Source organism: Rhizobacter sp., from assembly GCF_031412075.1.
Lineage (GTDB): Bacteria > Pseudomonadota > Gammaproteobacteria > Burkholderiales > Burkholderiaceae_C > Rhizobacter.
Genome location: NZ_JANOCG010000215.1, coordinates 1 through 26054, shown reverse-complemented (window position 1 = coordinate 26054; position 26054 = coordinate 1). Strand labels below are relative to the sequence as shown.

At 66.8% G+C, this 26054-nt stretch carries 15 protein-coding genes; 14 read left to right on the top strand and 1 reads right to left on the bottom strand.

Going from position 1 to position 26054, the window contains the following annotated elements:
* Window positions 1-211: 211 nt before the first annotated feature.
* The gene (locus RMO40_RS07515; protein ID WP_309718517.1) at window positions 212-2059 is read right to left on the bottom strand and encodes an O-linked N-acetylglucosamine transferase family protein; all 1848 of its coding nucleotides are present in this window, start codon (window positions 2057-2059) and stop codon (window positions 212-214) included.
* Between the two features lie 185 nt (window positions 2060-2244).
* Here RMO40_RS07515 and RMO40_RS07510 point away from each other — a divergent pair, with 185 nt between their 5' ends.
* From RMO40_RS07510 to RMO40_RS07445, 14 genes are all read left to right on the top strand, one after another.
* The gene (locus tag RMO40_RS07510) at window positions 2245-12810 is read left to right on the top strand and encodes a filamentous hemagglutinin family protein (protein WP_309718514.1); all 10566 of its coding nucleotides are present in this window, start codon (window positions 2245-2247) and stop codon (window positions 12808-12810) included.
* Window positions 12811-12854: 44 nt separating this feature from the next.
* Entirely contained in the window at window positions 12855-14048 is a 1194-nt protein-coding gene (locus RMO40_RS07505) for a glycosyltransferase (RefSeq protein WP_309718511.1), read from the top strand.
* 52 nt (window positions 14049-14100) lie between these two features.
* Window positions 14101-15819 (top strand): DUF2341 domain-containing protein, encoded by a 1719-nt coding sequence (locus RMO40_RS07500; protein ID WP_309718508.1) that lies wholly within the window; start codon window positions 14101-14103, stop codon window positions 15817-15819.
* A 21-nt stretch (window positions 15820-15840) separates the two neighbouring features.
* Window positions 15841-16245 carry a biopolymer transporter ExbD gene (locus tag RMO40_RS07495; protein WP_309718506.1) on the top strand — a complete coding sequence of 135 codons (405 nt, stop codon included), beginning with the start codon at window positions 15841-15843 and terminating at the stop codon, window positions 16243-16245.
* Window positions 16246-16275: 30 nt separating this feature from the next.
* The gene (locus RMO40_RS07490) at window positions 16276-16953 is read left to right on the top strand and encodes a TonB C-terminal domain-containing protein (protein WP_309718503.1); all 678 of its coding nucleotides are present in this window, start codon (window positions 16276-16278) and stop codon (window positions 16951-16953) included.
* 38 nt (window positions 16954-16991) lie between these two features.
* Entirely contained in the window at window positions 16992-18491 is a 1500-nt protein-coding gene (locus tag RMO40_RS07485) for a putative porin (protein ID WP_309718500.1), read from the top strand.
* Window positions 18492-18503: 12 nt separating this feature from the next.
* Window positions 18504-19160 carry a hypothetical protein gene (locus tag RMO40_RS07480; RefSeq protein ID WP_309718496.1) on the top strand — a complete coding sequence of 219 codons (657 nt, stop codon included), beginning with the start codon at window positions 18504-18506 and terminating at the stop codon, window positions 19158-19160.
* Window positions 19161-19170: 10 nt separating this feature from the next.
* Window positions 19171-19836 carry a polysaccharide biosynthesis/export family protein gene (locus RMO40_RS07475; protein WP_309718492.1) on the top strand — a complete coding sequence of 222 codons (666 nt, stop codon included), beginning with the start codon at window positions 19171-19173 and terminating at the stop codon, window positions 19834-19836.
* Complete coding sequence (locus RMO40_RS07470) at window positions 19833-21086, top strand: hypothetical protein (protein ID WP_309718491.1); 1254 nt, start codon at window positions 19833-19835, stop codon at window positions 21084-21086. The genes RMO40_RS07475 and RMO40_RS07470 overlap by 4 nt, the downstream gene beginning before the upstream one ends.
* A 37-nt stretch (window positions 21087-21123) precedes the next feature.
* Window positions 21124-22890 carry a GNVR domain-containing protein gene (locus RMO40_RS07465; RefSeq protein ID WP_309718488.1) on the top strand — a complete coding sequence of 589 codons (1767 nt, stop codon included), beginning with the start codon at window positions 21124-21126 and terminating at the stop codon, window positions 22888-22890.
* A 23-nt stretch (window positions 22891-22913) separates the two neighbouring features.
* Entirely contained in the window at window positions 22914-23780 is an 867-nt protein-coding gene (locus RMO40_RS07460; RefSeq protein WP_309718486.1) for an AAA family ATPase, read from the top strand.
* Complete coding sequence (locus tag RMO40_RS07455) at window positions 23777-25003, top strand: TIGR03790 family protein (RefSeq protein WP_309718483.1); 1227 nt, start codon at window positions 23777-23779, stop codon at window positions 25001-25003. Before RMO40_RS07460 ends, RMO40_RS07455 begins: the two co-directional genes overlap by 4 nt.
* 145 nt (window positions 25004-25148) lie before the next feature.
* Window positions 25149-25709: an FxDxF family PEP-CTERM protein gene (locus RMO40_RS07450; protein ID WP_309718480.1), complete on the top strand. Its 561-nt coding sequence runs from the start codon at window positions 25149-25151 to the stop codon at window positions 25707-25709.
* A 21-nt stretch (window positions 25710-25730) separates the two neighbouring features.
* Window positions 25731-25931, top strand: coding sequence for a hypothetical protein (locus RMO40_RS07445; RefSeq protein WP_309718477.1), 201 nt, complete (start codon window positions 25731-25733; stop codon window positions 25929-25931).
* Window positions 25932-26054 lie beyond the last annotated feature (123 nt).

The window sequence follows — 26054 nt, the reverse complement described above, 5'->3', positions numbered from 1 at the left end:
AATGGCGGCGACGTACGGTTTCTCGATGCGGGGGGTTATGCCTGCATGCTGGGTTCCCGCCTGCGCGGGAATGACGGAGTGCTTTTGCACGCGATGCCTTGAGTCTTTGCGGCAGGCACGCATCGTGAACCGAAGCCACCTGCGGCTTTTCTCCAGTTGACCCAGCTTTCCCCGGACAGCAGTGCGCCTGCACGGGAATGAAGACCTCGGCTCAACTGAGCGCAACGCTGAACGCCTCTGGCGCTTGCCCCGCCCGCGCACGTTCCACCATCTGCCAGTAAGCAGCCTCCAGGTGGCTCACATAGCGCGGTGTGTCGTAGAGCGGTGCCTGTGGCAGATTGGTGGCCAGGCGTTCACGAAGGCCGCCCAAGAGGCCGGGCTCGGTGGCCAGGCGCAAGGCAAGCGCCTCATAGGCCTCGAACGAATCCGTCACCAGCTCAGGCAACCCGACCGCGCGCAACAAGCTCGCGCCCACGCGGCTCGGGAAGGTGGGGCCGGTGCAGGTGAGCACCGGCAGGCCGGCCCACAGGGCATCGCTGCCGGTGGTGTGCGCGTTGTAGGGCCAGCTGTCGAGAAACAGGTCGGCCAGGCGCATGCGGGCCAGGTGCTGCGCGTGGCCCAGCGGGCCGGCGAAGACCAGGCGCTCGCCGTCTACTCCGCGTGCGGCGGCCTCGCGCCGCAGGTTGTCTTGCGCTTCGGGCACGTTGCTGTAGAGCATCAACACGCTGCCGGGCACACGCTGCAACAGGCGCATCCACACATCGAACATGGCGGGTGTGATCTTGTAGACGTTGTTCATGCAGCAGAACACGAAGCCGTCATCGGGCAGGCCGACCTCGCTGCGGGTGTTTGGCGTATCGGCGACCACACGCTGGGAGTCGTTGGGCTGGTAGGAGTGCGGCAGGGTGACCACCTTCTCCGTGTAGAAGTGGTGTTCGTCGCGCGGGATCACCACCTCGTCGGCGATCAGGTAGTCGATGTGCGTGGCGCCGGTCGTGCCGGGGAAGCCGAGGTAGTTGACCTGGATGGCCGCAGGCCGCAAGGCAAACAGGTGCGAGCGCGCGCGCCCGAAGTGGCCGTTGAGGTTGACGAGGATGTCGATGCCACGCGCGCGAATGGCGGCTGCCGCATCGAGGTTGCCGAGTGATGCGATGGGCACGATTTCCGTCACCGCACGCTCGATGCGCTGGCGCAGCTCGCTGCCGTCGCCCCAGCCGTTGTCGAAGGCGTAGACGTCGGAACGCTCGCGGTCGTGGCGCTCCAGCACCTCGGTCAGCAAGACCGAGGTGGCCTGGTTGCGGAACTCGCCCGACACATAGCCGATGCGGATCTTGGGGCCGGTGCCGAGCTTGGCTGGCGCCAGCATCGGCGAGCGGTCGGGGTGGTAGGTGGCGGAAAACTGCTGCGCTGCTTTCAGCAGCAGGCCCGGTGAGGTGCAGTAGCCCTGCAGGCCGAACGGTTCGGCGGCCAGCTGCCCGGCGGCCAAGGCGTGCTCGACTCGCTGCTGCAGGTGGTCGAGCGCGGTCCAGTCGGCCGTGAGCATCTTGCAATGCATCAGCCGGCCCGCCGCGAGCGGCTGGTCGGACTTTAGTTGCAGCAGGCGTTCGAACACCAGGGCCGCGTCTTCGTAGCGCCGCTGGTCTTGCAAGACGATGCCGAACTTTTCGATCACGTCACAGCGTGTCGGGTCGATCTGCAAGGCCTGCTGGAAGCTGGCCTCGGCTGCCTCAGGCCCTTTCAGGGCGTTTTGCACCATGCCCAATGCTGCCCAGGCGTCGGCAGCGCCGGGGTGCTGTTGCACTGCGCGCTCAAAACAGGCCAGGGCGTCTTCGGCCCGTCCCTGTTCGTCGAGCACGGTGCCCTGGTGCAGCAGCACCATCAGCCGGTACTCGGCGTTGGCCGGGTCGAGCTCGGCGGCGCGGGCAAAGTGGCTGGCCGCCTCTTCGTGGAGGCCTTGCTGGCGCAGCGCACGGGCGCGGTCCACATGCTGCTGCGCTGGCGCCGCGGCGGGCAGGGTGCGGGTGAGGGAGGTCGATAAGGCGATGCGGGGGGTGTTCATGTCGGTTCGGCGGCTGTGTCGACCGCACTTATAGACAGGCCGCGAGTCGCCGCCATGACAACCACCGCGAGCGGCTCGTTTGGAGCAGGGCCTTCTCGTCGAACTGTCATACGTCGTTCCGAGAATGCTTCGTCAAGCTGCGAGTCACGAACCCGCGGTTTCAACCTGCCTGGCTCCGCCCTCCCATGAAGAACAAACGCCCCGCCCGCGCACGCCGTGCGTCCCCCGTCCGCAGCGAAGCCTGGCACCAGAGCAGTTGCAGCCTGTTGGTGCTGGCAAGCCTGGGCCTCATCAGCTTCGCGTTGCCGCACGACGCGCTGGCGCAGCGGGTGATCGCGCCGGGCACCTTACCCGTGCTGCGGGGCGTGGTGGCCAACAGCGGGAACGCGATCATCACGTCGTCGGTGCCCGGCGCGGCGCGGTCTCAGTTGACCATTGACCAGACCACGCCGCGCGCCATCATCAACTGGCGTTCGTTCGACATTGGCAGCGATGCCGAAGTGCTGTTTCGCCACCACACGGGCGCTGCGGCCTCCACGCTGAATCGCATCTTCGACGCCAACCCCAGTTTGATACAGGGCGTCTTGCGCAGCGAAGGCGCGACGGCGGGTTCGCGCGGCGGGCAGATCATCCTGATCAACCAGAACGGCATCGTCTTCGGCCGTGGTGCGCAGGTGAACACCTCTCTGGTGGCGTCAACGTTGAATCTTTCCAACGAGCGTTTTCTGTCGGGAGCGCTCAGTTCCGGGGCATTGGCCTCGCCCGCATTCGAGGGCGGCTACAACCCCGACCCCGATCTGGCCAACGGAACCACCCTTCAGATTCCCCTCGGCGGCCAGCGCACTGGCGACGTCGTGATCCACGGCCCCGACGCGAACGGCCATGGCGCCCCGGTGCTGCAGGCCAACCCTGGCGGGTCGATCATGATCTTTGCGCCCCGCATCGACAACCAGGGCGGCGTCATCCAGGCGCCCGATGGCCAGGTGATATTGGCGGCCGGCAGCAAGGCGTACCTGTCGATCAACCCCGACGAGAACGACATCACGCTGCGCGGTTACGTGGTCGAGGTCGAAGCCTCGCCCGACGGTCCGGGGCTCAACCTGACCAGCCTGATCCGCAACAGCGGCAACATCAGCGCCGACCGTGGCAACGTGACGTTGGCCGCGTTGGCCGTCAACCAGGAGGGCCGCGTTTCGGCCAAGACGGCGCTGCAGGCCAATGGCTCGATCTACCTCAAGGCGCATACCAAGGACCAGGCCCAGTCGGGCAGGGTCGACTTCAAGGCGGGCAGCGTGACCGAGGTGACGCCCGACGCGGCTGATACCACCACCGCGCCCGACAGCCAGGCCTACCTGCCCAACCGCGGTGTGATCGACGTGGCCGGGCGCACCATCGAAAACCACGGCACCGTGCGCGTGCCCGGCGGCCTGATCAAGCTCACCGCCAGCAGCCTCACCGAACCCGACAACGCGCGCGTCTACTTGGGTGCGGGCAGCGAGACCAGCGTGGCCGGGGCCTGGGCCAACGTGGACTTCGGCAAGAACCTGCAGACCTTCCGCGTCACCTCGAACGAGCTGAAAAACTCGCCCGACCAGAAGACCGGCGTCTTGCGCGGTGCCGTGGTCACGGTCGACCTGCGGCAAGACAACAACATTCTCGAACTCACCGGCTACCGCGGCCTGGTGGCGCGCACGGTGGCCGAAAAGGCTGCGATGGGCGGCGAGCTCAACATCAGCTCGACCGGCTCGGTGGTTCAGCGCAGCGGCGCGCTGATCGACGCATCGGGCGGCGGCTACCGCTACAACGGCGGCACGGTCAACACCTCGCGCCTGCTCGGCAGCGACGGCAAGCTTTACGACATCGCCACCGCGCCCGAGCAGCTTCGCTACACGCAGCTGCTCGACAACTACCAGCGTGTCGACACGCGCTGGGGCCAGACCACCAACATCGCCAACCCGCTCGGCACGGTGGGCAGCTACCAGGCCGCCCATGTGGAGGGCAAGGCCGGCGGGCTGGTGACCATCACCTCGAAGGCCGGGCTGGTGCTCGACGGCACCCTCAAGGGCGGCGTGACCGTGGGCGCGCGCCAGATGGCCACTGCACCGCGTGGCGCCACCTTGCAGATCGGCCAGGTGGAGTCGGCCGTGCCCAACAGGCTGGTCGATGGCCAGCGCATTGGCAACATCACCTTTCAGCAGCAGGCTTCCGACACACTGGGCGCGGGCTTCCTTTCCGAAACACCGCTCACCGCCGCGCAGCGCGACTCGTTCACGCTGGGCGCGTCACAGGTGTTTGGCGCGGCCGTGCAGACGGCAAACGGGCGCACCGAAACCGGCTTCGGCACGGTGGAACTCAACTCGAACGGCCGCATCGTGCTGCCAGCCGACGTAGCCATCAACGCCGACGGGGGTGGCGCCTCGCTGGTGCTGCGCTCGCGGCAGACCGACATCGCAGGCGACATCCGCCTGCCCAGCGGCAGCTTGCTGCTGGCGGCGGTGGACAGAGAGTTTGGTGCATCGATCTCGCCCGATCTCACGGCGCCCAACGTCGAGCGTGTGATCGTGCGCTCGGGCGCCACGCTCTCCACCGCCGGGGACTGGATCAACAACGCCGATGCCGACGGCTCGTTTGTCGGCACACCCACGCCCTCGGGGCGCCGCAATGCCGATGGCAGCACGACCCGTGCGATCGACGGCGGCAGCATCACCCTGTCGGTTGCAAGCGGCTTGGACCAGACGCGGCTGGAGAGCGGCTCGGTACTCGACGTGAGCGGCGGTGCGTCCATCGCCAGCAACCAGCGTGTGACCGGCGGCAACGGTGGCAAGCTGTCGATCACCAATGGTGCCGACAACCAGGTCAACCCCGATTGGCTACAGGCCGATCTGCGTGGCTTTGCCATCGGCAACGGCGGCGAGCTGAGCCTGAAGATGGCACGCGCCACCATCGTGGCCGACGGGGCGACCGGCGTGGTGCCGCAGGCCACCACCCGGCTCGAGGCGGGTCTGTTTGCAGACCATGGTTTTTCCAAGGTCAACGTCGAGACGGTGAACGGCATCGACATCGCCGCCGGCACGGCGGTCAAGGTGGAGCAGAAGAACCTGGTGCTCGACACGGCCGCTGCACGGCAGCTGGCCACCGGCGGTGATATCTCCGCCATCGCGAGCGTGCAGCGCCTGCCCGACGCGCAACGCGCCGCCGCATCGGTGGAGCTCAACGCCAAGGGCGGCGGGCCGGCTGGCGCCGGTGTACTCACCCTGAACCAGGGCGCGTCGATCGAGACCGACCCCCGGGGTGCGATCACCTTGTCGGGCACCGATGGCTTGAACATCCATGGCCGTCTCACGGCACCGGGCGGCAGGATCGGGTTGACGCTGAATGGCCCCGCGGCGCTGACCGCCACCGACCTGCACATCGGCGCCACGGCCGACATATCGGTGGCCGGCACCTTTGTGCCCACGCCCAACGAGCGTGGTCTGGTGCAGGGCACGCTGCTTCAGGGCGGCGCCATCACGGTCGACGCCAGGCGCGCCGGGCTGTTGATCGACGAGGGCGCGCGCCTCGACGTGAGCGGCCTCACCCAGACTGTCGATGTGGTCACCGGCGGGCGCACACCCGGCACCACGCAACAGACGCTCGAAGGCCACGCGGGCGCGCTTACCCTCAAATCGCAAGGTGCCACCGTGATCGACGGCACGCTGCTGGGCCACGGTGGTTCGCCCGCTGCGGCGGGTGGCAGTTTTGCATTGGAGCTGATGCAACCCGATGGCCAACCGGTGCGGCCTCTGGAGCGGCGCATCGTGGTCACGCCGGCCGGGCAAAGTGTCGAAGCCGTCGAGGGGCTGGTCGATGCCAAGGTGAATGTGGCGGCACTCGCCGAGGGCGGCTTTGACAAGCTCCGGCTGATGTCGGAGAACCGGATTGAATTCCAGGGTTCGTCGAACCTGTCCTTCGAGCGGGGCGTGCGCCTGGATGCGCCGCTGATCGACCTGGCCAACGGGGTCCAGGTGCACCTGGAAGGCGCGAGCGTGGCGCTCGGCCAGTCGCTGAGTGCGCGCGAGGACGTGCCGCTCAACGACGCCCCCAACTACGTTATCAAGGACGGCACAGCGACCCCGGTGCTCGCCACACGCGCCGGCACCGGCGAGCTGAGCGTGAAGGCCGGTGCGGTGGATCTGTATGGCGGCCTCACCATCAACGGCACCCAGAGCGCCCGCATCGAAAGCGACAGTGACATCCGCCTGGTGGGTCGCGCCATCACCGCAGGGAGTGCTGCAGAGCAGATTGGTGGCCTCACCAGCGCCGGCAATATCGAACTCGTGGCGCCGCAGGTCTACCCGGCCACCCGCACGCAATACACCTTCGCCGTGAAAGACGTGCTCACTGGCGACAACCCCAGCAGCACGCTGACCGCGGGTGGCCGCATCGACATCACCAGCAACGGCCACACGCCGGGGCGCGCCTATTCGGCGGGCGGCACACTGAGCTTTGAGGCCGACACCATCCGCCAGGCCGGCACCGTGAAGGCTCCCAATGGCGAGATCAATCTGTTGGCCGGCAGCTCGCTCGAGCTGGCGACCGGCAGCCTCACCTCGGTGTCGGGCGACGGGCTCACAGTGCTCTATGGCGATGCGATCGTGGCGGGGCAAAACGGCTTCCCGACGACGCAGCTCACCGACAAGCAGATCACGCTGAGCGCGCCCAGCGTGACCCAGCAGGCCGGCGCCACCGTCGACCTGCGTGGCGGCGGCGACATCCTCGGCGTGGAGTTCGTGGCCGGCAATGGCGGCGACAGAGACATCACGCTGGCCGCCAACACCTACGCCATCATCCCGGCCGCCAACCTGGCGGCCATGCCCTACGACCTGGACACCCTGGCGGTCAAGGACCCGGGCTTCGGCTTCTCCGTCGGCAACGGGCGCGACGGCGCGCTGTACGACAGCATTCGCATCGGCGCAGGCGGTGCCGTGCCTGCGGGCGAATATGTGCTGCTACCGGCCCGCTACGCCTTGCTGGCCGATGCCTACCTGGTGGAGCTGCAGACCGGCGCGGCCTACCGCAACCTGGCGCCCGGCCAGAACACAGCCCTGCTCAACGGCCAGGTGGTGCTCGCCGGCCACCGCAGCGCGCGCGGCACCGGCATTCAAGAGTCACAAAGTGTGGGTGTGGTCGTGCGCCCGGGTGCCGCCGCCGTGCGACGGGCCTCCGACTACAACCTCACCGGCGCCAACGTGTTGGCCGAAGCTGCCGCGCTCGATCGCAAGGCCGCGCCGCCCGCCCCGTGGGATGCCGGCCGCCTGTTGATCGAAAACGTCTCCAGCCTGGCGCTGAATGGTGAATTCGAAACTGCAGCCGCCACCTCGCCCGCCAGGGCAGCGGGCCGCATCGCCGAGATCGACATCAGTGCACAGCGCATTGCCGTCGTCGACCGCGTGGGCAACACCACGGTGCCGACTGATTTCTTGCAGATCGAAGGTGCGGCCTTGTCCAACCTGGGTGGCAATGTCTTGCTCGGTGGCAAACGCAGCAGCACCGACAACGGCGTGCGCATCACCAGCCTGGCCGACAGTCAGGTGGTGGTGGCCAACAGCAGCGCCGGGGCAGTCAGCCTGCCCGAGCTCACCCTGGCCGCCAGCGACAGCATCGACATCCGCGCGGGCAGTGTGCTGGCTGCCACCGGCACTGTCGGCACGGGCTCGCCTGAAGTTATCACCACCGGCGCGTCGGGTGCACTGGTGCGCTTGAGCAGCGGCGCGCAGACGCGACTCGACCGCGGCACCGCCGTGGCCGAAGCTGGCGACGTGCGCATTGCCGAAGGCGCCAGCTTGAGCGCCAGCCAATCGGTGCTGATCGATGCCACAAGCTCCACCGAATCGCGCGGCACGCTGCGCGCGGGCGCGGCGCAGGGCGCCGGCGGCTCGCTCAGCCTGTCGTCGGTGCAGGTGAACCTGGGCGACACCACCCAATCACCCGCCCCGCTGACGGGGCTGGTGCTCTCCAACACCGACCTCGCGGCCTACCGCGGTCTCGATGAACTCGTGCTGCGTGGTTACGGAGCCATTGATCTGATTGGCAACGCCACGCTCGGCTCCGCCGACCTCAAGAGCCTGGTGCTCGACACGCCCTTGCTGCACGGCCGCTCCACCGGCAATGGTCAGTCGGCCCAGTCGACGATTACCGCGAAGACCGTGGAGTTGGCCAACAACAGCGGTGCAAGCCACAGCGCGGCATTCGGCCAGGGCAACCTCGACGTGCAGGCCGAGCGCCTGGTGCTGGGTGCCGGCAGCAAGGCCGTCGACGGTTTTGCCACGGTGCGCCTGACGGCCACCGACACCCTGGTGAGCGAAGGCAAGGGCGCTTTCAACGCCGCGGCCAACTTGACGCTGCAATCACCGCGCGTGCTCGCAGCGGGCGGCTCGAACCAAACCATCAGCGCGTCCGACACCAGCGTGGTCGGTGCACCGGTGCATGCCACGCTCACGTTGGCTGGCTCCGCTGTGCCTGCCCCGCCCGTTGCAGACGGCGAGACCGAGCTAGGCGGGCGGCTCACGCTGCAAGGTCGCAGCGTGAACATCGCCACCACGGTGCAGGCCCGTTCGGGCCAGATCAACGTCAACGCGCTTGGGTCGGCTGCTGGCGACGGGCTGGTGCTGGCCAGCGGCGCGCTGCTCGATGCACGCGGCCAGGCCAAGGATTTCAATGGAACGGTGGTCACTGCCGACGGTGGCAGCGTGTCGCTCAACGCCACGGCGGGTGAAGTGGCTGTGCAATCCGGCGCCAAGGTCGATGTGTCGGCCGCGGCGCAAGGTGGTGCAGCCGGTCGTGTGGCGGTGCGTGGCAGCGCTTTGGCGCTGGCTGGCGAACTTGTCGGGCGCGCCGGCACGGGTGCGCGCTCCGGCTCGGTTGAGCTGGATTTGGGCTCGCTGGCAGGCGCCAGTTTCAGTGCGCTCAACAGTGGCTTGAACGCAGGTGGTTTTGCCGAAGAGCGCCAGCTTCGCTTGCGCAGCGGCGACATCGCCGTGGCCGCAGGCGACCACGTGGACGCGCGCCGCGTGACGCTGAGCGCCGACGCCGGGCGCATCGACGTGGCCGGAACGGTGGGCAGGGGTGCCGCCCAGGGTGGTGCACAGGTGAACCTGTTTGCCGACACCGGCATCACGCTCGCCGATGGCAGCCGCATCGTCGCCAACGGCAGCAACGCGGGTGCACGCGGCGGCGAGGTGCGTGTGGCCACCCGCAGCGGCACGCTCGCGTTTGCCAGCGGCGCCGAGATCGACGTGCGCGCCGGTGAGGCCGGGCCCGCAGGCTCGGTGATCTTTGGTGTGAACCGCGACGGCACTAACGTGATGGGGGCGACGAACCTGCAAGGCACGGTGCGGCGTGGCACCGGCAGCAACCAGGCTTCAGTCGATGTGGAGGCCACCCGGGTCTACAACGTGGCCGGCAGCGTCGACATCGACACGCTGGGGTCCGACCATGCCGCCTTCGTGGCGGCGGCCGACACCGCGGCGGTGACCGGCGCGCTGCGCGACGAAACCGGGTTGATCAGCGGTGCGCGCGTGTTGGGCGCGACCGAAGTGCGAAGCCAGGGCGACCTGTTGATCGACACGGCCTGGGACCTGACCAACGAAAACTGGCTGGCTCAAGGCAAACCCGGCACGCTCAGCGTGCGTGCGGCCGGCAACCTGACCGTGAGCCAGGCGCTCGGCTCGCCGAACGACAACATCCTGGCCGGCGACACCTGGGGCCTGCGCCTGGCGGCAGGTGCCGACCTCACATCGGCCAACCCGCTGGCCGTGCTCAGGCCTGAGCCACTGCCTGCCGAGAGCGGCTCTCTGCTGCTCACCGGCGCCAACGCCAAGCTGCGCACCGGCACCGGCCGCATCGACCTGGCGGCGGCGCGTGACATCCGCATCGACGACGTGGCGGCCACTATCTACACGGCCGGGCGCATCGGGGCGCGAGACACTGAACCCAACGGGAACAACCGGTGGGCTGTGGACGGCGGGGGGATCTCGATGCACGCCGGTGGCGACGTGGCCGGTGCCGACAGCGCCAGCGGCGAACTGTGGATCACCGATTGGTACAGGCGGCCACGCTTGTCGGCGGCTCAGAACCCTTTTTATCGCACCGACTGGTGGAGTTACCGGCCGCGCTTCCAGCAAGGGGTGGGTACGCTCGGCGGGGGTGACATGGCGATCTCGGCAGGCCGAAACGTCAGCAATCTGGCCGCAATGCTGCCGACGACTGGCCGCACCTACCTGGAGAACGGGGTTCGCTTGGTCGACGTGCAAGGTGGCGGCAATCTGAATGTTCGCGCCGGCCAGGATGTGACCGGAAGCTCGTTTCTGGTGGCGCGCGGATCTGGTCTGGTCGAAGCTGCTGGTGACATCGGCAAGACTCGGCCGACGCAGCTGTACATCATGGGCGTGAGCAGTGGCGCGGTGCCCCAAGGAGCAAATATCGATCTGGTGGCCGGTGGTTCGGTTGCGCTGCAGAGTGTCAGCAATCCGACCGCCCTGCTCCTTCGCAGCACCTCTGGCGCATTAGATCGACCGACCGGGCCGAGTTTCTCGACCTCGACGCCCACCACTTTTTTCACCTATTCGTCGGACAGCCGCGCGGGTGCGTTGGCCAAGGGGGGTGATCTCTCTTACAAGGGTGTACTGGCTGACTCGTGGCGGGTGTTCCCCAACAGCCCCACCGATGTGCTGATCACTTCCATCGATACCAGTCTGCCCGCTGCGTTTCCTGCCAATCTCTCGTTCGTTGCGCTCGATGGAAACATCGTAGGCGCGCCGGCTGTGGTGTTGACGACATTCCCGTCTCGTACCGCCACCGTCGCGATGCTGGCCGGCAAGTCGCTGTTTGACATTGGCCTGTACGGGTCGGATCGAGATCCGGCGTCCATTGTCACGCCCACTACAGGCTTCGCTTCGGCTGTCACGCAACGCCGATCCGGCGAAGATTTGAGGCCCGATCGCTCAGTACCGAATCAAGAGCGTATTGTTTCGCGTGACACCCGCGGTCGGTTTGCATTTGATCTTCAGGCGTTGGAGGGCGGTATCCACGGAACTGATGCGACGCTCACAGCCGCCAGCCGATTGCGTGCAGGCACCGACATCGTCGGCTTGGCGTTGAATCTGCAAAACCTTGACTCCGATGATGTTTCCGAACTGCGAGCGGACACTGGCGACTTCAGATCGCCGGCCTCGCTCGAAATTCGCGGACCCGGCCGCCTGCTGCTGCAGGCCGGCCGCAACATCGACCTGGGTACATCGACTGTGGCTGGAGGCTCAGGCTCTTTAGGTGGATTGGTCGCCACAGGGAACGCCGCTAATACGCAACTGCGTTCCGACAAAAGTGCCCGCGTCACCCTCGTGGCCGGTGTCAATGGCAACATCGATCTGCCGAACATGGATGCGGCCTACACCGAGATCATCGCGCTCAACAAGGCGTCGGCCGACATCATCGACCTGTACCGCCAACTCGGCACCGAGCCCGATGCGGCCCGCGTGCTGGCGGCAGGCAACATCGCGGCACTTGCGCAGAGCGACCCGGCGTATGCCCGCTTCGTGGGGCTCGATCAATCGGCGCCTCGTGCTTTCTCGGCCTACAAGGCGGCTTTGAGCACGCAGGCGCTGCCACTGGGCCCCACCGCCGACAGCGCGGCGGCGGTCAACCTGTACCGCCTGCTCAACACCGAGGCCGATGTGGCCAAGCTCAGCGCCGCGGGCTCGCTGGCCGCGCTGGCGGCCGGCCCCGGGGGCAGCATCTACAGCGCGTATGTGGCGCTGGAGCAGCGCTACCCGCGCGTGTTTGCCGACTATGTGCAGCGGCGAGGCGAGGGTGCGATCCCGACCGGGGTGACGCCGATCGTGTTCTCGAATGCGCTGGCCCAAGTGATCGCCGAGGTGGCGCGGCCCGAAGACGTGAAGGGCGGCAACATCGCCAGCTTCCAGACGTCGATCCAGACCTATGGCGGCAGCGACATCGACCTGTGGGCCCCGGGCGGCAACATCGTGGTCGGCCTTACGTCGCTGCCGGTCGGCACGACGGTGGGCGTGCTCACCACGGCTGGCGGTGCCATTCGCGGCGTGTCGTCAGGCGACTTCAACATCAACCTGGGCAAGGTGCTCACGGCGCAGGGCGGCGACATCTTGCTGTTCTCGTCGCAAGGCAGCATCGACGCCGGGCGTGGGGCCAAGACTTCGTTGTCGACGCCTCCGCCGGTTCGAACTCCGTTGTTCGAGACGGTGGTCATCGACGGAGTCGAAACGCAGGTGCAGGTGGGCGTGAAGGTCTCGCTCCCGACCAGCGCTGCCGGCAGCGGTATCCAGACCCTCAGCTCCGATCCCGATGGCCTCGGACCCTTGGCGACACCGAAGGCCGGTGACGTGTTCCTGTTCGCCCCCGCCGGGGCCATCGACGCTGGTGAGGCCGGCATCCGCTCCAGCGGCAACATCGTGCTGAATGCGCAGACGGTGCTGAACGCCAGCAACATCTCGTCGAGCGGCAGCTCGCAAGGCGTGCCGGTGGTGGCCAGCGGCAGCATCGCCTCGTCCCTCGCCACCAGCGGAGCTGCCTCCGACAGCGGCGCCAAGGCGGCACAGGACGCCGCCAAGAACGCCGCCGAGGCGGCGCGAGCGGCCACCGCGACAGGCGTGCAAAAGCCCAACATCCTGACGGTGGAAGTGCTCGGCTTCGGCGAGAAAAACTGTAAGGAGCAAGAGAAGGACTGCTTCGCCAAATGACGCCGGCCGCATACCCAAACACTGCCATGCGGGCGGGCCGGCGCATGCGCCTGCTCAATGTCATCCGCTCGGTCGACCCGGCCTCGGGCGGCATGGCCGAGGGGCTGCGCCAGTCGGTGCTGGCCACGCGCGCGATGGGTCATGACGAAGAGGTGCTGACACTCGATGCACCCGATGCCGACTTTGTGCGCAGCTTCCCGGCCACCACGCATGCGCTCGGGCCGGCGGCCGGCCTGTATGGCCACAGCAAGCAGCTGGTCCCCTGGCTGCGTGACAACGCGCCGCTCTACGACGCGGTGGTGGTGCACGGCCTGTGGCAGTTTCACAGCCTGGCGGTGCACCGCGCGCTGCGTGGCGGGCCGGTGCCTTACTTCATCTACCCGCACGGCATGCTCGACCCGTGGTTCAAGCGTCACTACCCGCTCAAGCACTTGAAGAAGTGGTTGTACTGGCCCTGGGCCGACTACCGCGTGTTGCGTGATGCGGCGGCGGTGCTGTTCACCGCGGGAGAAGAAGCTCGTCTCGCCGCGCAATCGTTCTGGCTTTATCGCGCCAAGCCTGCGGTGGTGGGTTATGGCGTGGCTTTGGGCGACCCGTCGCTGTTGGGCCGCGCTGAAGAATTCACCGACGCCTGGCCGCAGACCCAGGGTAAGCGCATCGTGCTCTTCATGAGCCGCCTGCACCCGAAGAAGGGTGGCGACCTGCTGATCGAAGCCTTTGCCCAGGTGGCCGACCACGATCCCCACCTTCACTTGGTGATGGCCGGCCCCGACGACCGCTCGGGCGTGCGCGCCGGGCTCGAAGCGCTCGCGGCGAAACTCGGCGTGGCGCACCGCATCACCTGGACGGGCATGCTCAGCGGCAGCACCAAGTGGTCGGCCCTGAAAGCGGCCGAGGTCTTCGCACTGCCCTCGCACCAAGAGAACTTCGGCATCGCCGTGGTGGAGGCGCTGGCGATGGGCGTGCCGGTGCTGATCTCCGACAAGGTCAACATCTGGCGCGAGATCGTCGAAGGCGACGCAGGTTTTGCCGCCAGCGACACCATCGCCGGCACGGTGGACAGCCTGCAACGCTGGCTGAAGTTGTCGGACGCACAACGCAGCGCGATGAAGCTGCGTGCGGCCGGCTGTTACGAGCAGCACTTCCACATGGCTGCGGCCGCGCGCCGCTTGATCGACACCATCACCCCACATGCGGGGGGTGAACAGAGCCTTGCCCGATTCACGACCCTGAAATAAAGCCTGGCTAATCTCACCGGCTGTCCCTTGAAGGTGGTTCTGCCTGCCGGTCATGAAAAAACTTGCCGCTTTTGCTCTCGTGCTGGTCTGCCTGCTGGCGTCTGGTGTTTCGAATGCCGCGTGGAACGCCGATTGGAAGCAGCGCACCAAGCTCGGCCTGAACACGGCGACCGATGGCGCGGCCACCACGACGGCGGTCGACACGGTGCCGGTGCTGGTGCGGTTGCACACCGGCAACTTTGCGTTTGTCGAGGCCAAGCCCGATGGCAGTGACCTGCGCTTCATCGCTGCCGACGACAAGACACCGCTCAAGCACCACGTCGAAAAGTTCGATGGCCTGAACGAGCTCGCGCTGGTGTGGGTGCAGGTGCCCAAGCTCGCCGCCGGCAACAAGGCCGATTTCATCTGGCTGTACTACGGCAACCCCAATGCCGCACCGGCCGAAGACGCCAAGGGCAGCTACGACGCGACCCAAGGCCTGGTCTATCACTTTGGCGAGCGTGAAGCCGCGCCGCAAGACGTGACGGCCAATGCCAACAACGCCTTGCGCTCCAGCGCCAAGGTGAGTGGCTCCGGTTTGATCGGCGGAGGCCTGAGTTTTGATGGCAACGGCGAGCTGGCCTTGCCGAGCACACCGTCGCTGAAAGCGGGTGCCAACGGCTTCACGGTGTCGATGTGGCTCAAGCCCGCCGACGCGTCCGACGCACAGATCTACGCACAGACCGACAGCGCCAACGCGCTGCGAGTCTCCTTGCGCGGCGGCAAGCTGGTGGCCGAATCGGGCACGCTTGCAGCCACGTCGACGGCACTGATCACCCCCGGCACCTGGCAACACGTGGCGATCACCGTCAAGGGCGGTCTGGCCGTCTACCTCGACGGACGCGAAGTGGCCCGGGCGGCCGGTGCCGTGCCCGAGCTGGGCAACGCGGCCGTGGTCGGCAAGGGCTTCAAGGGCGAGATCGACGAGCTGCAGGTGTCCACCACCGAGCGCGGCGCCGACTGGATCAAGCTCGCTGCGCTGTCGCAGGGCCAGGACCAGAAACTGGTGGTGTACAGCCCGGCCGAGGTGAGCGAGGCCGAGAGCGCCTCGTACATGAAGATTCTTCTGAGCGCGGTGACGCTCGACGGCTGGATCGTCATCGGCATCCTGGCGGTGATGTTTGTGCTGAGCGTCTACGTGATGTTCGCCAAGACGATTTCTGTGCAGGCTGCCAAGCGCGACAACGACCGCTTCAAGTCGCAGTTCGACCAGATGTTCGCGAGCATCGCCACCAGCGATGAAAAGCGCGAGCCCACCAAGTACCGTTATTCGTCGCTGTACCGGCTCTACGCGTCGGGCGCTGAAGAGCTGCGCCATCGCTTCGAGGCTTACGCCAAGGCCGGCCGCGAGATGGTGCTGACCGATGCGTCGATCAACGCCATCCGCGCCACGGTCGATGCACGCCTGGTGCGCGAGCTGCAGGGTCTCAACTCGATGATGGTGTTGTTGACCATCTGCATTGCCGGCGGCCCCTTCCTCGGCCTGCTCGGCACGGTGGTCGGCGTGATGATCACCTTCGCCGCCATTGCAGCGGCCGGCGACGTGAACGTCAACGCCATCGCGCCCGGCATCGCCGCCGCGCTGGTGGCCACGGTGGCGGGCCTGGCGGTCGCCATTCCGGCCCTCTTCGGCTACAACTACCTGACCAGCAAGATCTCCGAGCTGACTTCGGACATGCAGGTGTTCATCGACGAGCTGGTCACTCGCATCGCCGAGAACCACTCGGTCTAAGAGGTCGATGGGAGCCACAGCATGAAAGTTCAGGGCGCCAACAAGGCGTATGACGACATCAACGTCACGCCGATGCTCGACCTGGCCTACGTGCTGCTGGTGATCTTCATCATCATGACCACGGCCTCGGTGCAGGGCATCAAGGTCAACCTGCCCAAGGCGAGCGCTGCACCCAGCCTGGCCAAGCCGCAGACCAAGGCCATCACCATCCGCGACGACGGGCAGATGTTTCTCGACACCTACCCGGTCACCATGCAAGAGCTCGAAGACCGCCTGCGCCAGATGAAGGCGGTGAACCCGAGCTTCCCGGTGGTGATCAAGGGCGACGCCAAGGTGCACTACGAAAAAGTGGTCGACGTGCTCGACCTGATGGGCCGCCTCGACATCACCCAGCTTGGCCTGGTCACCCAGCGCCTGGTGAAGTAACGGCGCTGCGCCGCGACCGGGGCTCGAACCATGTACCAAGACGACGAGCAGGTGAGCCGCCGCGGCTGGGTCAAGACGCTCGCCTTGTGGGCCGTGGGCGTGGGGGTGATGGTCGGTGGCGCGCTGTGGCTGATGCAGTACCTCGCCACGCCGGCCACCAAGCCGCGCGGTGTGCAACAGGTGGCGTTGATCAAGCAGCCGCCTCAGCCGCCGCCGCCCAAGCCGCCGGAAAAAGTGCCCGAGCCGCCCAAGGTCAAGGAAGAGGTCAAGATCGACGAGCCGAAAGACGAGCCGAAGCCCGATGAGCCCAAGCCGGCCGACGAGAAGCCCCCGGCCGGTGAGCAGCTGAAGGTCGATGCCGATGGCGCCGCGGGCTCCGACGGCTTCGGGCTCGGCGCCACCCGCAGCGGGCGTGACCTGCTGACCACCGGCGGCGGCAGCGGTGCGTACTACTCCGGCCTGCTGCAACGTCAGTTTTTCGAAGCCCTCACGCGCAACCGCAAGGTGCTCAAGGACGAGTTCCGCGTGGTCGTCAGGGTCTGGGTCGGCGACGACGGCCGGGTGCAAAAGGCCGACATCGTCAACGGCTCCGGCAACCTGCAGGTCGATGACCTGATCCAGGTCACCTTGCTGGAGATGAGCCCGTTGAAAGACGTTCCGCCGAGCTCCATGCGGCCCATCCAGCTGCGCTTGAGCAACCGCTCTTGATCGCCTCCCATCGCCAGTCCATTGCACTGCCTGCCTCCATGAACCCCACTCCCTTTCGCCTGACCGTCGTGCTTGCCCTGGCCTTGTGGGCTGCACCGTCCACAGCTGCACCCGAAGCCGATGCTGAGCAAGTGCGTGCCACCACCATCAAGCTGATCAACCAGCTGGTGGAGCAGGGCGTGCTCAACCGCGAGAAGGCCGACGCCTTGCTCGCCGAGATGAACAAACCCTCGGCCACACCGGCGCCGGTGCGTGTGCCCTACATGCCCGACTTCATGCGCAAGGAGCTGAAAGACGAGGTGCAGCTCGACCTGGCCGCACAGGCCGCGCGCGAAGGCTGGGCCAAGGCCGGCAGCGTGCCCGCCTGGGTGCGTGGCCTGTCGTGGGAGGGTGACGTGCGCACGCGTTACCAGTTCGACAACTACGCCGCCGACAACGCGTTCGCCGTCGACTGGAACGAGACCAACCGCACCCGTGCCCTGACGCAGCTCAACACCACCGACGATCGTCGGCGCTTTCGTGTGCGCGCACGCGCCGGCCTCAACGCCAAGCTCGACGAGCATTGGTCGGCCGGCATTCGCCTGACCACCGGCAACACCACCAACCCGATTTCATCGAACCAGACCCTGGGCAACTACGGCAACCGCTTCACCGCTGCATTCGACCGCGCCTACATCCGCGCGAGCCGAGGCGATGTCAACGCGGTGTTGGGCCGGTTCGGCAACCCCTGGTTCGGCACCGACCTGGTTTGGGCGAACGACCTGAGTTTTGACGGCATGAGCCTGCAGTGGTCGCCCACCTTCACGCCGAGCCTGCAAGGCTTCGTGACGTTGGCGGCCATGCCGCTGCAAGAGGTGGAGTACTCGAACAAGGACAAGTGGCTGTACGGCCTGCAGGTCGGCGCCACGCTGCCGGCTTCAGCCGAAGGCCTGGGCCTGAAGGTCGGCCTTGGCTACTACCACTACGCCAACATCGTGGGCGAGGTGAATGCGCCCAATTCGACCGAGAAGGACTACACCTCGGCGCCCTTCCTGCAAAAGGGCAACACGCTGCACAACATCTCTTCCGACCCGCTGCGGCCCCTGCTCGGCCTCGCTTCCGATTACCACCTCGTCAACCTCACCACCCAGCTCGACTTTGCTGCGGGTGTCGGCAAGCGCGTGGTGTTGACCGGCGACTTCGTGCGCAACGTCGGCTTCGACCGGGCCGCCGTGAGCGAGCGTGTCGGACTCGACGTGGAGCCCGAGACGACCGGCTACCAGCTGCGTGCCGCCTATGGCACCGCCGAGGTCAAGAGCGCCCGCGACTGGCAGGTCTACTTCGCCTACAAGCGACTCGAGCGCGACGCGGTGCTCGACGCCTACACCGACGCCGACTTTCGCCTCGGTGGCACCGATGCCAAGGGCTACATCCTCGGTGGCAGCTACGGCGTCGGCAAGAACGCCGCGGTGTCGCTGCGCTATTTCAGCGGCGACGCCATCTCCGGCCCGCCACTGGCGATCGACGTGATCCAGCTTGACCTGAACGTGCGTTTTTGAGGAGCCCGCCGCATGAACCGCACACTGCACCGTCTCTCGATCGCCGCGATGGCCATGGCCTTGGGCGGCGCGTCGCTGGCTGTCATGGCCCAATCGGGTGACGACGCCAAGAAGGCCGCACGCCGCGCGCAGCTGCAAATGCAGCAGCTGCAGCAGAAGGCCGAGGAGGCCGAGGCCGCCAAGGCCAAGATCGAAGGCGACAAGAGCGTGCTCGACAAACAGCTGCGCGAGCAGACGCAGCAGGTGGCCCGCCTCAAGGGCGCCTTGCCCAAGGCGCTGGAGAGCCTGAAGGCCTCGGAGGCCGCGCGCGCCGAACTGGCCGCCACGGTGGCCTCTCTCGAAAAGCAGCTGGCCGAGCAAAAGACCAGCAACGAAGCAGCGCTGGCCGCAGCCCAGCTCAACACCAAACAACGCGACGAGCAGCAGTCACAGCTGCAGCGCCGGCACGACGCCCAGGTGGCGCAGGTCGGCGAATGCAGCGCGAAGAACGAGCGCCTGGTGCGCTTGAGCGGCGAGCTGCTCGAGCGTTATCGCAACAAGAGCGTCTCCGACGTGATGAAGCAGCGCGACCCCGTTCTCGGGCTGGGTGACGTGCAGATGTTCAACCTCGTTCAGGAGTACCGCGACAAGGCCGACGCCGAGCGGTTCTCCCCTTCGACCAACAGGTGACACCCACCCAATGACCACCTTGTGTGCACTGAAGTTCGTCCCGCGCGTGAGCCTGCTCGCCGCGACGCTCAGCCTCAGCCTGCTCGCCACTGCCTGCTCCAGCTTTCGCTTCCCGTCGATGCCGACGGAAGGTGATGAGCCTGGGGTGGCAGCAGTCGCCGCCAGCCCTGAAGCCGTGACTGCCATCGCCGACCCGGCCTACGTGATCGGGCCGGAAGACGCGCTGGAGATCTCGGTCTGGCGCGACGACACGCTCAAGACGGCCTCGCTGGTGCGCCCCGATGGGGGCATCTCGTTCCCGCTCGCCGGCGACGTCATCGTGGCCGGCAAGACGGCGGTGCAGGTGCGCGAAGAGCTGGTCAAGCGCCTGTCGAAATTCATCCCCGAGCCGGTGGTCACGGTGTCGGTGGTGCGTGTGTCGAGCTACCGCATCTATGTGCTGGGCCGCGTCAACAAGCCGGGCGACTTTCAGGTCGGCCGCCACATCGACGTGCTGCAAGCGCTCAGCATTGCCGGCGGCATGACGCCGTTTGCCTCGGAAGACGGCATCCAGATCATCCGCAAGGTCGACGGCAAACCGGTTTCCATTCCGTTCGAGTACTCCCGCGTTCGCAAGGGCGGCGACCTGTCGCAGAACATCACGCTGAAAAGCGGAGACGTGCTGCTGGTCCCGTGAACCCGTTGGCGAAGGCCGGCCGGCGCGGGCGTGGCTGGTGGCTCCCGCTTGGCGCCTTGGCGCTGGGCACGGTGCCGCAGGCCTCGCGTGCCGAACAGTGGTTGATCGAAAACAGCTTGGCAACACGTTATGAATCGAATGACAACGCGGCACTCGTGCCCAGTTCTCCGGGCACCATGAACACGCTCTCCTTCTCGAGCGCGCTCGCCGCTTCACGCAAGACGGAACGCTCGGCCACGCGCCTCGATGTGCTCGCGAGTTCGGTGCGCCAGTGGGGGCCGGGTGAGCAAGACCGGGTCGACGGCCGGCTCGGGCTGTCACAGACCCTGGCCGACCCCTTGAACAGCTTCAGACTCAGTGCGCAGTACCTGCAGGATTTCAACAGCGCGGTCGAGGGCGTCGACGTCACCGTGGCCCGCGGGCGGCGGCGCACCAAAACGCTGTCGGGCGCGTGGTCGCGCTCCCTGACCGAGCGTGTGAGCGTGGACCTTGCGACCACGCTGGACCGCACGGCCTACGGCCTGCCGCCACCGCAGGCGGTGGACTTTCGCAACGACGAATTGTCGACCGGCCTGTCGTACCGCTGGACCGAGCTCACGACGGTGAGCCTGAACGCGAGCCACTCCAAGTACCGCACCGAGGCCGACACCAGCCGCTCCACCACAGACCAGATCAGCCTGGGTTTCTCGCACACCTGGTCCGAGCGCAACAGCCTGTCGCTGAGCCTGGGCAGCTACCGCACCCGCACAGTGGGCCTTCGCTCGCGCCTGGTGTGCCCGCTGGAACCGTCGTTTTGTGAACTCGGCGTGCGGCCCGAGTTGGTCACAGAACGGGTCTACACCACGGGCCGAGGGCTGCAGTTCAACCTGTCGCAGCGCTACCAGTTCGACGAACGCACCGACCTGTCGTTCAGTGCCGCAAGGCAGCAGGCGCCGAGCGGCGCGGGTGTGGTGGTGCGCAGCGACACCTTGCGCGCGAGCGCCAGCCACAGCTTCTCTGAGTTGCTCAAGGCGTCGGTCAGCTACTCGCAGTCGCGCTCGACCTACGAGAGCCTCGAAGGCAGCAACGTGCGCCCGGCCCAGCAGAATTTTTCGCTGTCATTCACCCGCCAACTCGCACCCGACCTGAGCGTGCAGGGGGGCTACCAGTTCAGCCGCGCCGACGGCGTGGTGCCCGGCCAGGGTGCGCGTGCCAACAGCGTGAGCCTGTCGCTGCAGTACGACTGGCCGCGCTACGACGCAGCGCGCTGAGATCCATTTGAAACCGCCCTCCACAGCCCGACCCACCATGTCAGCCATCTCCCAGGATCTTTACGCCGCAGCCGAGCCGATGGCCGCACAGGGCAAGACGATGCGCGACCACATCGGCATGCTGCGCCGACGCCGTGGGCTCATCGCCCTGGTGTTTGCCGTGCTGTTCGCGGTGGCGGCGGTGATCGCGGTGGCGCTGCCGCCGGTCTACCGCTCCACCGCCACCATCCTGATCAAGGAGCAGGAGATCCCGCAGGAGTTTGTGCGCTCCACCGTCACGAGCTTTGCCGACGAGCGCATCCAGGTGATCAGCCAGCAGGTGATGACACGCTCGACCCTGCTCGACCTGGTCGACCGCTACGGCCTGTATGGCAAGGCACGCCAGCGTGAGACGAGCGAAGAAATCCTCGATCGCATGCGGCGCGACATCAAGCTCACGCCGATCAGTGCCGAGGTGACCGACCGGCGCACCGGTTCGCCGGTGAAGTCGACCATTGCCTTCAGCCTGTCGTATGACAGCGAAAGTGCCGCCGCCGCGCAGAAGATCGCCAACGAACTGACCACGCTGTACCTGAATGAGAACGTGAAGAACCGCCAGCAGAAGGCGGCCGAGACCACCTCGTTCCTCGACGAAGAGCTGAGCCGCGTGAGCGAGCACATCTCCGAGGTGGAGCAGAAGCTGTCGCTCTTCAAGGCGCGCAACCAGGGCCGCCTGCCGGAGCTGAACCTCTCCAACCAGGTGGGCAGCGAGCGCGCCAACAGCGACATCCAGCGGCTGGAGCGCGAGATCGTGTTCCTCAACGAACGCACGCTGTCGCTGCAGACGCAGCTGGCCGATACCAAGCCCAACCAGCCCATTTCGGGTGCGGGTGGCACCCTGCTCGAACCCGACGACCGCCTCAAGTCGCTGCAGCTGCAACTCACCACCTTGATCGGCACCTTCAGCGAAGACCACCCCGACGTGAAACGGCTGCGCCGCGAGATCGCCGTGCTGCAAGCCGAGACCGGGCAAGACGGCGACGCCACCGACCGCGAGGCACGCCGCCTGGAGCTGCAGGCGCAGCTGTCACTGCTGCGCCAGAAATACGCCGACGAGCACCCCGATGTGGCCAAGGCCAGGCGCGCCCTGGGTGCGCTCGAAGCGCTGCCCGTGGCCGACACCAAGCGCGCCCGCAAGCCCGACAACCCGGTCTACATCAACCTCAAGTCGCAGATCGAGTCGACCGTTGCGCAGGTGCAGTCTTTGCGCACCGAGCGCGACGAGATGCGCGCGAAGCTGGCCTTGTTCGACATGCGTGTGAGCCAGACCCCCGAGGTCGAGCGTGAGTACCTGGAGCTGGTGCGCGACATGGAAAGCTCGCGCGCGCGCTTTCGTGAGCTGCGCGACAAGCAGATGCAGGCCCAGGTCGCCGAGCAGCTGGAGCGTGGCCGCAAGGCCGAACGTTTCACACTGATCGAGCCGCCGATATTCCCCGAAAAACCTTATCGGCCCAACCGCATGCTGATCGTGATGCTGGGCCTGGTGCTGGCGGTCGCGGGCGGTGTGGGTGTGGCACTGTTGCGCGAGGCAATCGACCAGACGGTGCACAGCCCGCGCGACGTGATGCGCGTGCTGCAGGCGCCGGTGCTGGCGGTGCTGCCTGTCATCGCGAGCCCGCTGCTCGTGCGGCAGCGTTCGCGGCTTCGCAAGCTGCTGGCCTTGGGAGTGCTCGTCGCCATCGGCGTCGCGGTGGCGAGCCTGCACTTTTTCTACATGCCGATCGACGTGGCCTGGTATTCGATCCTGCGGCGCCTTGTCGCGTGAAAGACCGCTACCGAATGCCCAACATGAAGTTACTCAACGAAGGCGATGCCGGTATGAACGAGCCGACTCCCCACAGCGCCGCCAAGGTGCACGTCGTGAAGCCCGCGCCGCCACCCGGCGAGAGCGAGGCGCGCAGCGAGCCGCTGCACATCGAGTACTCCAGCACCAAGGTGGTGGCCGACGCCTTGTTGCGCCTGCAGGCCACCCACGGCGTGGTGAAGAATGACCGCTCCCCGCTGGCCGAGTCGTTCAAGATGTTGCGCAATCAGGTGCTGCAACGCATGCGCGCCGACGGCCACACGCTGCTCGCGGTGACGAGCCCGCGCCGCATCGAAGGCAAGTCGTTGACGGCGGTGAACCTCGCGCTGACCATGGCTGCCGATTACGACTCGGCGGTGCTGCTGGTCGATGCCGACCTCAGCGGCCAGGGCCTGCAGACGATGTTCGGCCTCGGCGGTGCGCGCGGCCTGAGCGACCACCTGACACAAGGCGTGCCCATCCCCGAGCTGCTGGTCAACCCCGGCGTGCCACGCTTCGTGGTGCTGCCGGCAGGCCAAGAGGCGGTGCTGAACTCATCGGAGCTGCTGGCCACCAAGGCCGCGCAGCAGCTGATCCAGGAGATGAAACAACGCTACCGCGACCGCTACATCATCGTCGACCTGCCCCCGCTGCTCGACACCGCCGATGCGCTGGCCTTCTTGCCGCAGGCCGACACCACCCTGGTGGTGATCGAGGAGCACACCACCTCGATGCAAGACATGGAAAGCATGGCCGACCTGCTCGCGCCGTTCAACCTGATCGGCAGCGTGATGAGCCAGGCGCGCGAGAGGGAAAAAAGTGTGTCGACCCAACGCCCGTGGTACCGCCGCTGGATGTCGGGCAGCCAGTGAGTTGGTGGTGGGCACTGGGGCTGCTGGCCCTCGTGGGCACGGCCCAGGCGCAAGACGCGCCACCGCAGATCAGCCTGCTGCCCATCGGCCTGCGCACGCAAGACCTGGCGGTGGTCATCAACGAAGCCGACCCGGCAAGCGTGGAGACCGGCGAGTACTACGCCAGCCGGCGCGGCATCGCGCCTGAGCACGTCATTCGCGTGAGCTTTCCGCCCGGCCAGGCGGTGATGGCGCTGGCCGACTTCGAGCGTGTGCAGCGTGTGCTGCGCGACACGGTGCCACTGCAAGTGCAGGCGTATGCGCTGGCGTGGACGCTGCCGTACCGCGTCGACTGCATGTCGGTGACGAGCGCGTTTGCGTTCGGCCACAACCTGGCTTACTGCGCCAGCGGCTGCCAGGTGACCAAGTCATCGCCCTATTTCGACAGCGCCAGCAACGCGCCCTACCAAGACCACGGCCTGCGCCCGTCAATGCTGCTCGCGGGGCACAACGTGGCCGACGTGAAGGCGCTGATCGACCGCGGTTTGCGCTCCGACAACCAGTGGCCCGCCGGCACCGGCTACCTGCTCAACACCACCGACAAGCGGCGCAACGTGCGCGCCGCAACCTACGCGCCGGCGCGCCGCAAGCTGATCGGCGGCTACCGTGTGCAGCAGGTCGACGCCGACATGCTGGAAGACAAGGCCGACGTGATGTTTCTCTTCACCGGCGTGCAGCACGTGAAGGGCCTGCGCGGCAACCGCTTCCTCGACGGCGCCGTGGCCGACCACCTTACCTCGCTCGGCGGCATGCTCACCGACAGCCCGCAAACCAGCGCGCTGGAGTGGCTGGCCGCTGGTGCGACCGGCAGCTATGGCAACACCGTCGAGCCCTGCAACTACGTCGCCAAGTTTCCCGACGTGGCGGTGGTGATGGGCCGCTACCTGGGCGGTGAAACGCTGATCGAGGCCTACTGGAAAAGTGTGCGCATGCCGGGGCAGGGTGTGTTCATCGGCGATCCGCTGGCGCGGCCGTTCGGTGGCGTGCGCTTCGCGCGCAAGGGCCGGCAGCAGCTGCTGCAGACGCACTTGCTGCGCCCGGGCCGCTACCTGTTGCAAGCCGCGAGCACGCGCATCGGCCCGTTTCGCACCGTGGGGCAGCTGCGGGTGACGGGTTATGGCGCTTACGACCTGGGGCTGCCGGGTGATCCGCGTGTTTTTTACAGGGTGATAGGGATTCACTGAGCCGAGTCCAGGCTTCCGCCTGCGCGATGGGGCCGGCCCGGTCGGATCATTTCTGCGTCGGCGACGCGATGGCATGCTGACACGCGGCCCAAGCACCATCGGGCATCACATCAACGCCGTCCGTTTGCGCATTCAGGGAAACAACATGACAACACGCCACCTTCGCAACCTGGTCTGGCTCGCCTGCATGACGGCCAGCGGCGCCGCGCATGCCGACTACGTGAGCAACCTGGGCGCGATCAACGCGCCTGCGGCCATCGCGTTTTCCAACTCGACGGGCACCAACCTCTCGGCGGGCACGATCGTCGCGCCGCTCTACAACTTTCGCGACCGCTGGACCTTCACCCTCGGCGACAACGCCAACCTGACAAGCCTGGTGGCATCGTTTTCGTTTGCCGGCACCTTCGGCATCGACAACATCCAGGTCAACCTGCTCAACGCGGCCGGTGTGGTGGCGATGGGCTGGCAAAACGTGACCATGATCGGCCCGTTCACCACCACCGTGTCGGTCACGCCCGCGAGCGGGTTGACGGCAGGCGATTACACCCTGCACGTACGTGGTTTGTTGTTGAACCCGCCGGCCTCCTATGCAGGCAGCCTGATCGCGGCAGCGCCGACCGTGGTGCCGTTGCCTGCCGCACTGCCGATGCTGCTGCTGGGCCTGGGTGCGCTCGGTGCTGCTGCTCGCAAGCGCACGCAGCGTTGACTTGAAGCAAAGGGGCGGGTGATGACCAGCATGGAAGAGTTTGCGTTCATCGCGGCACAGTTGGAGTGGTTGCAGGAGCACTTGCGCTCGCAGGGGCCGGTGGCTGAGGGCGGTCGCATGGAGAGTGCGCTGAATGCTTTGGCTTGCGCGCATGCGGTCATCGTGGAGCTTGGGAACATCGGTGCTTCTGCTGAGCCTGCTTCGGCTTTTCCGGCGGCCTGACGGGCGGTCATTCCCGCGGAGGCTTCTTCTCACTGCGTGAGACTGCGTCGGGATGTGCCCCCGACAGGGCAGTAACTTTCTTTTGCTTCGCCAAAAGAAAGTCACCAAAGAAAAGGCGACCCT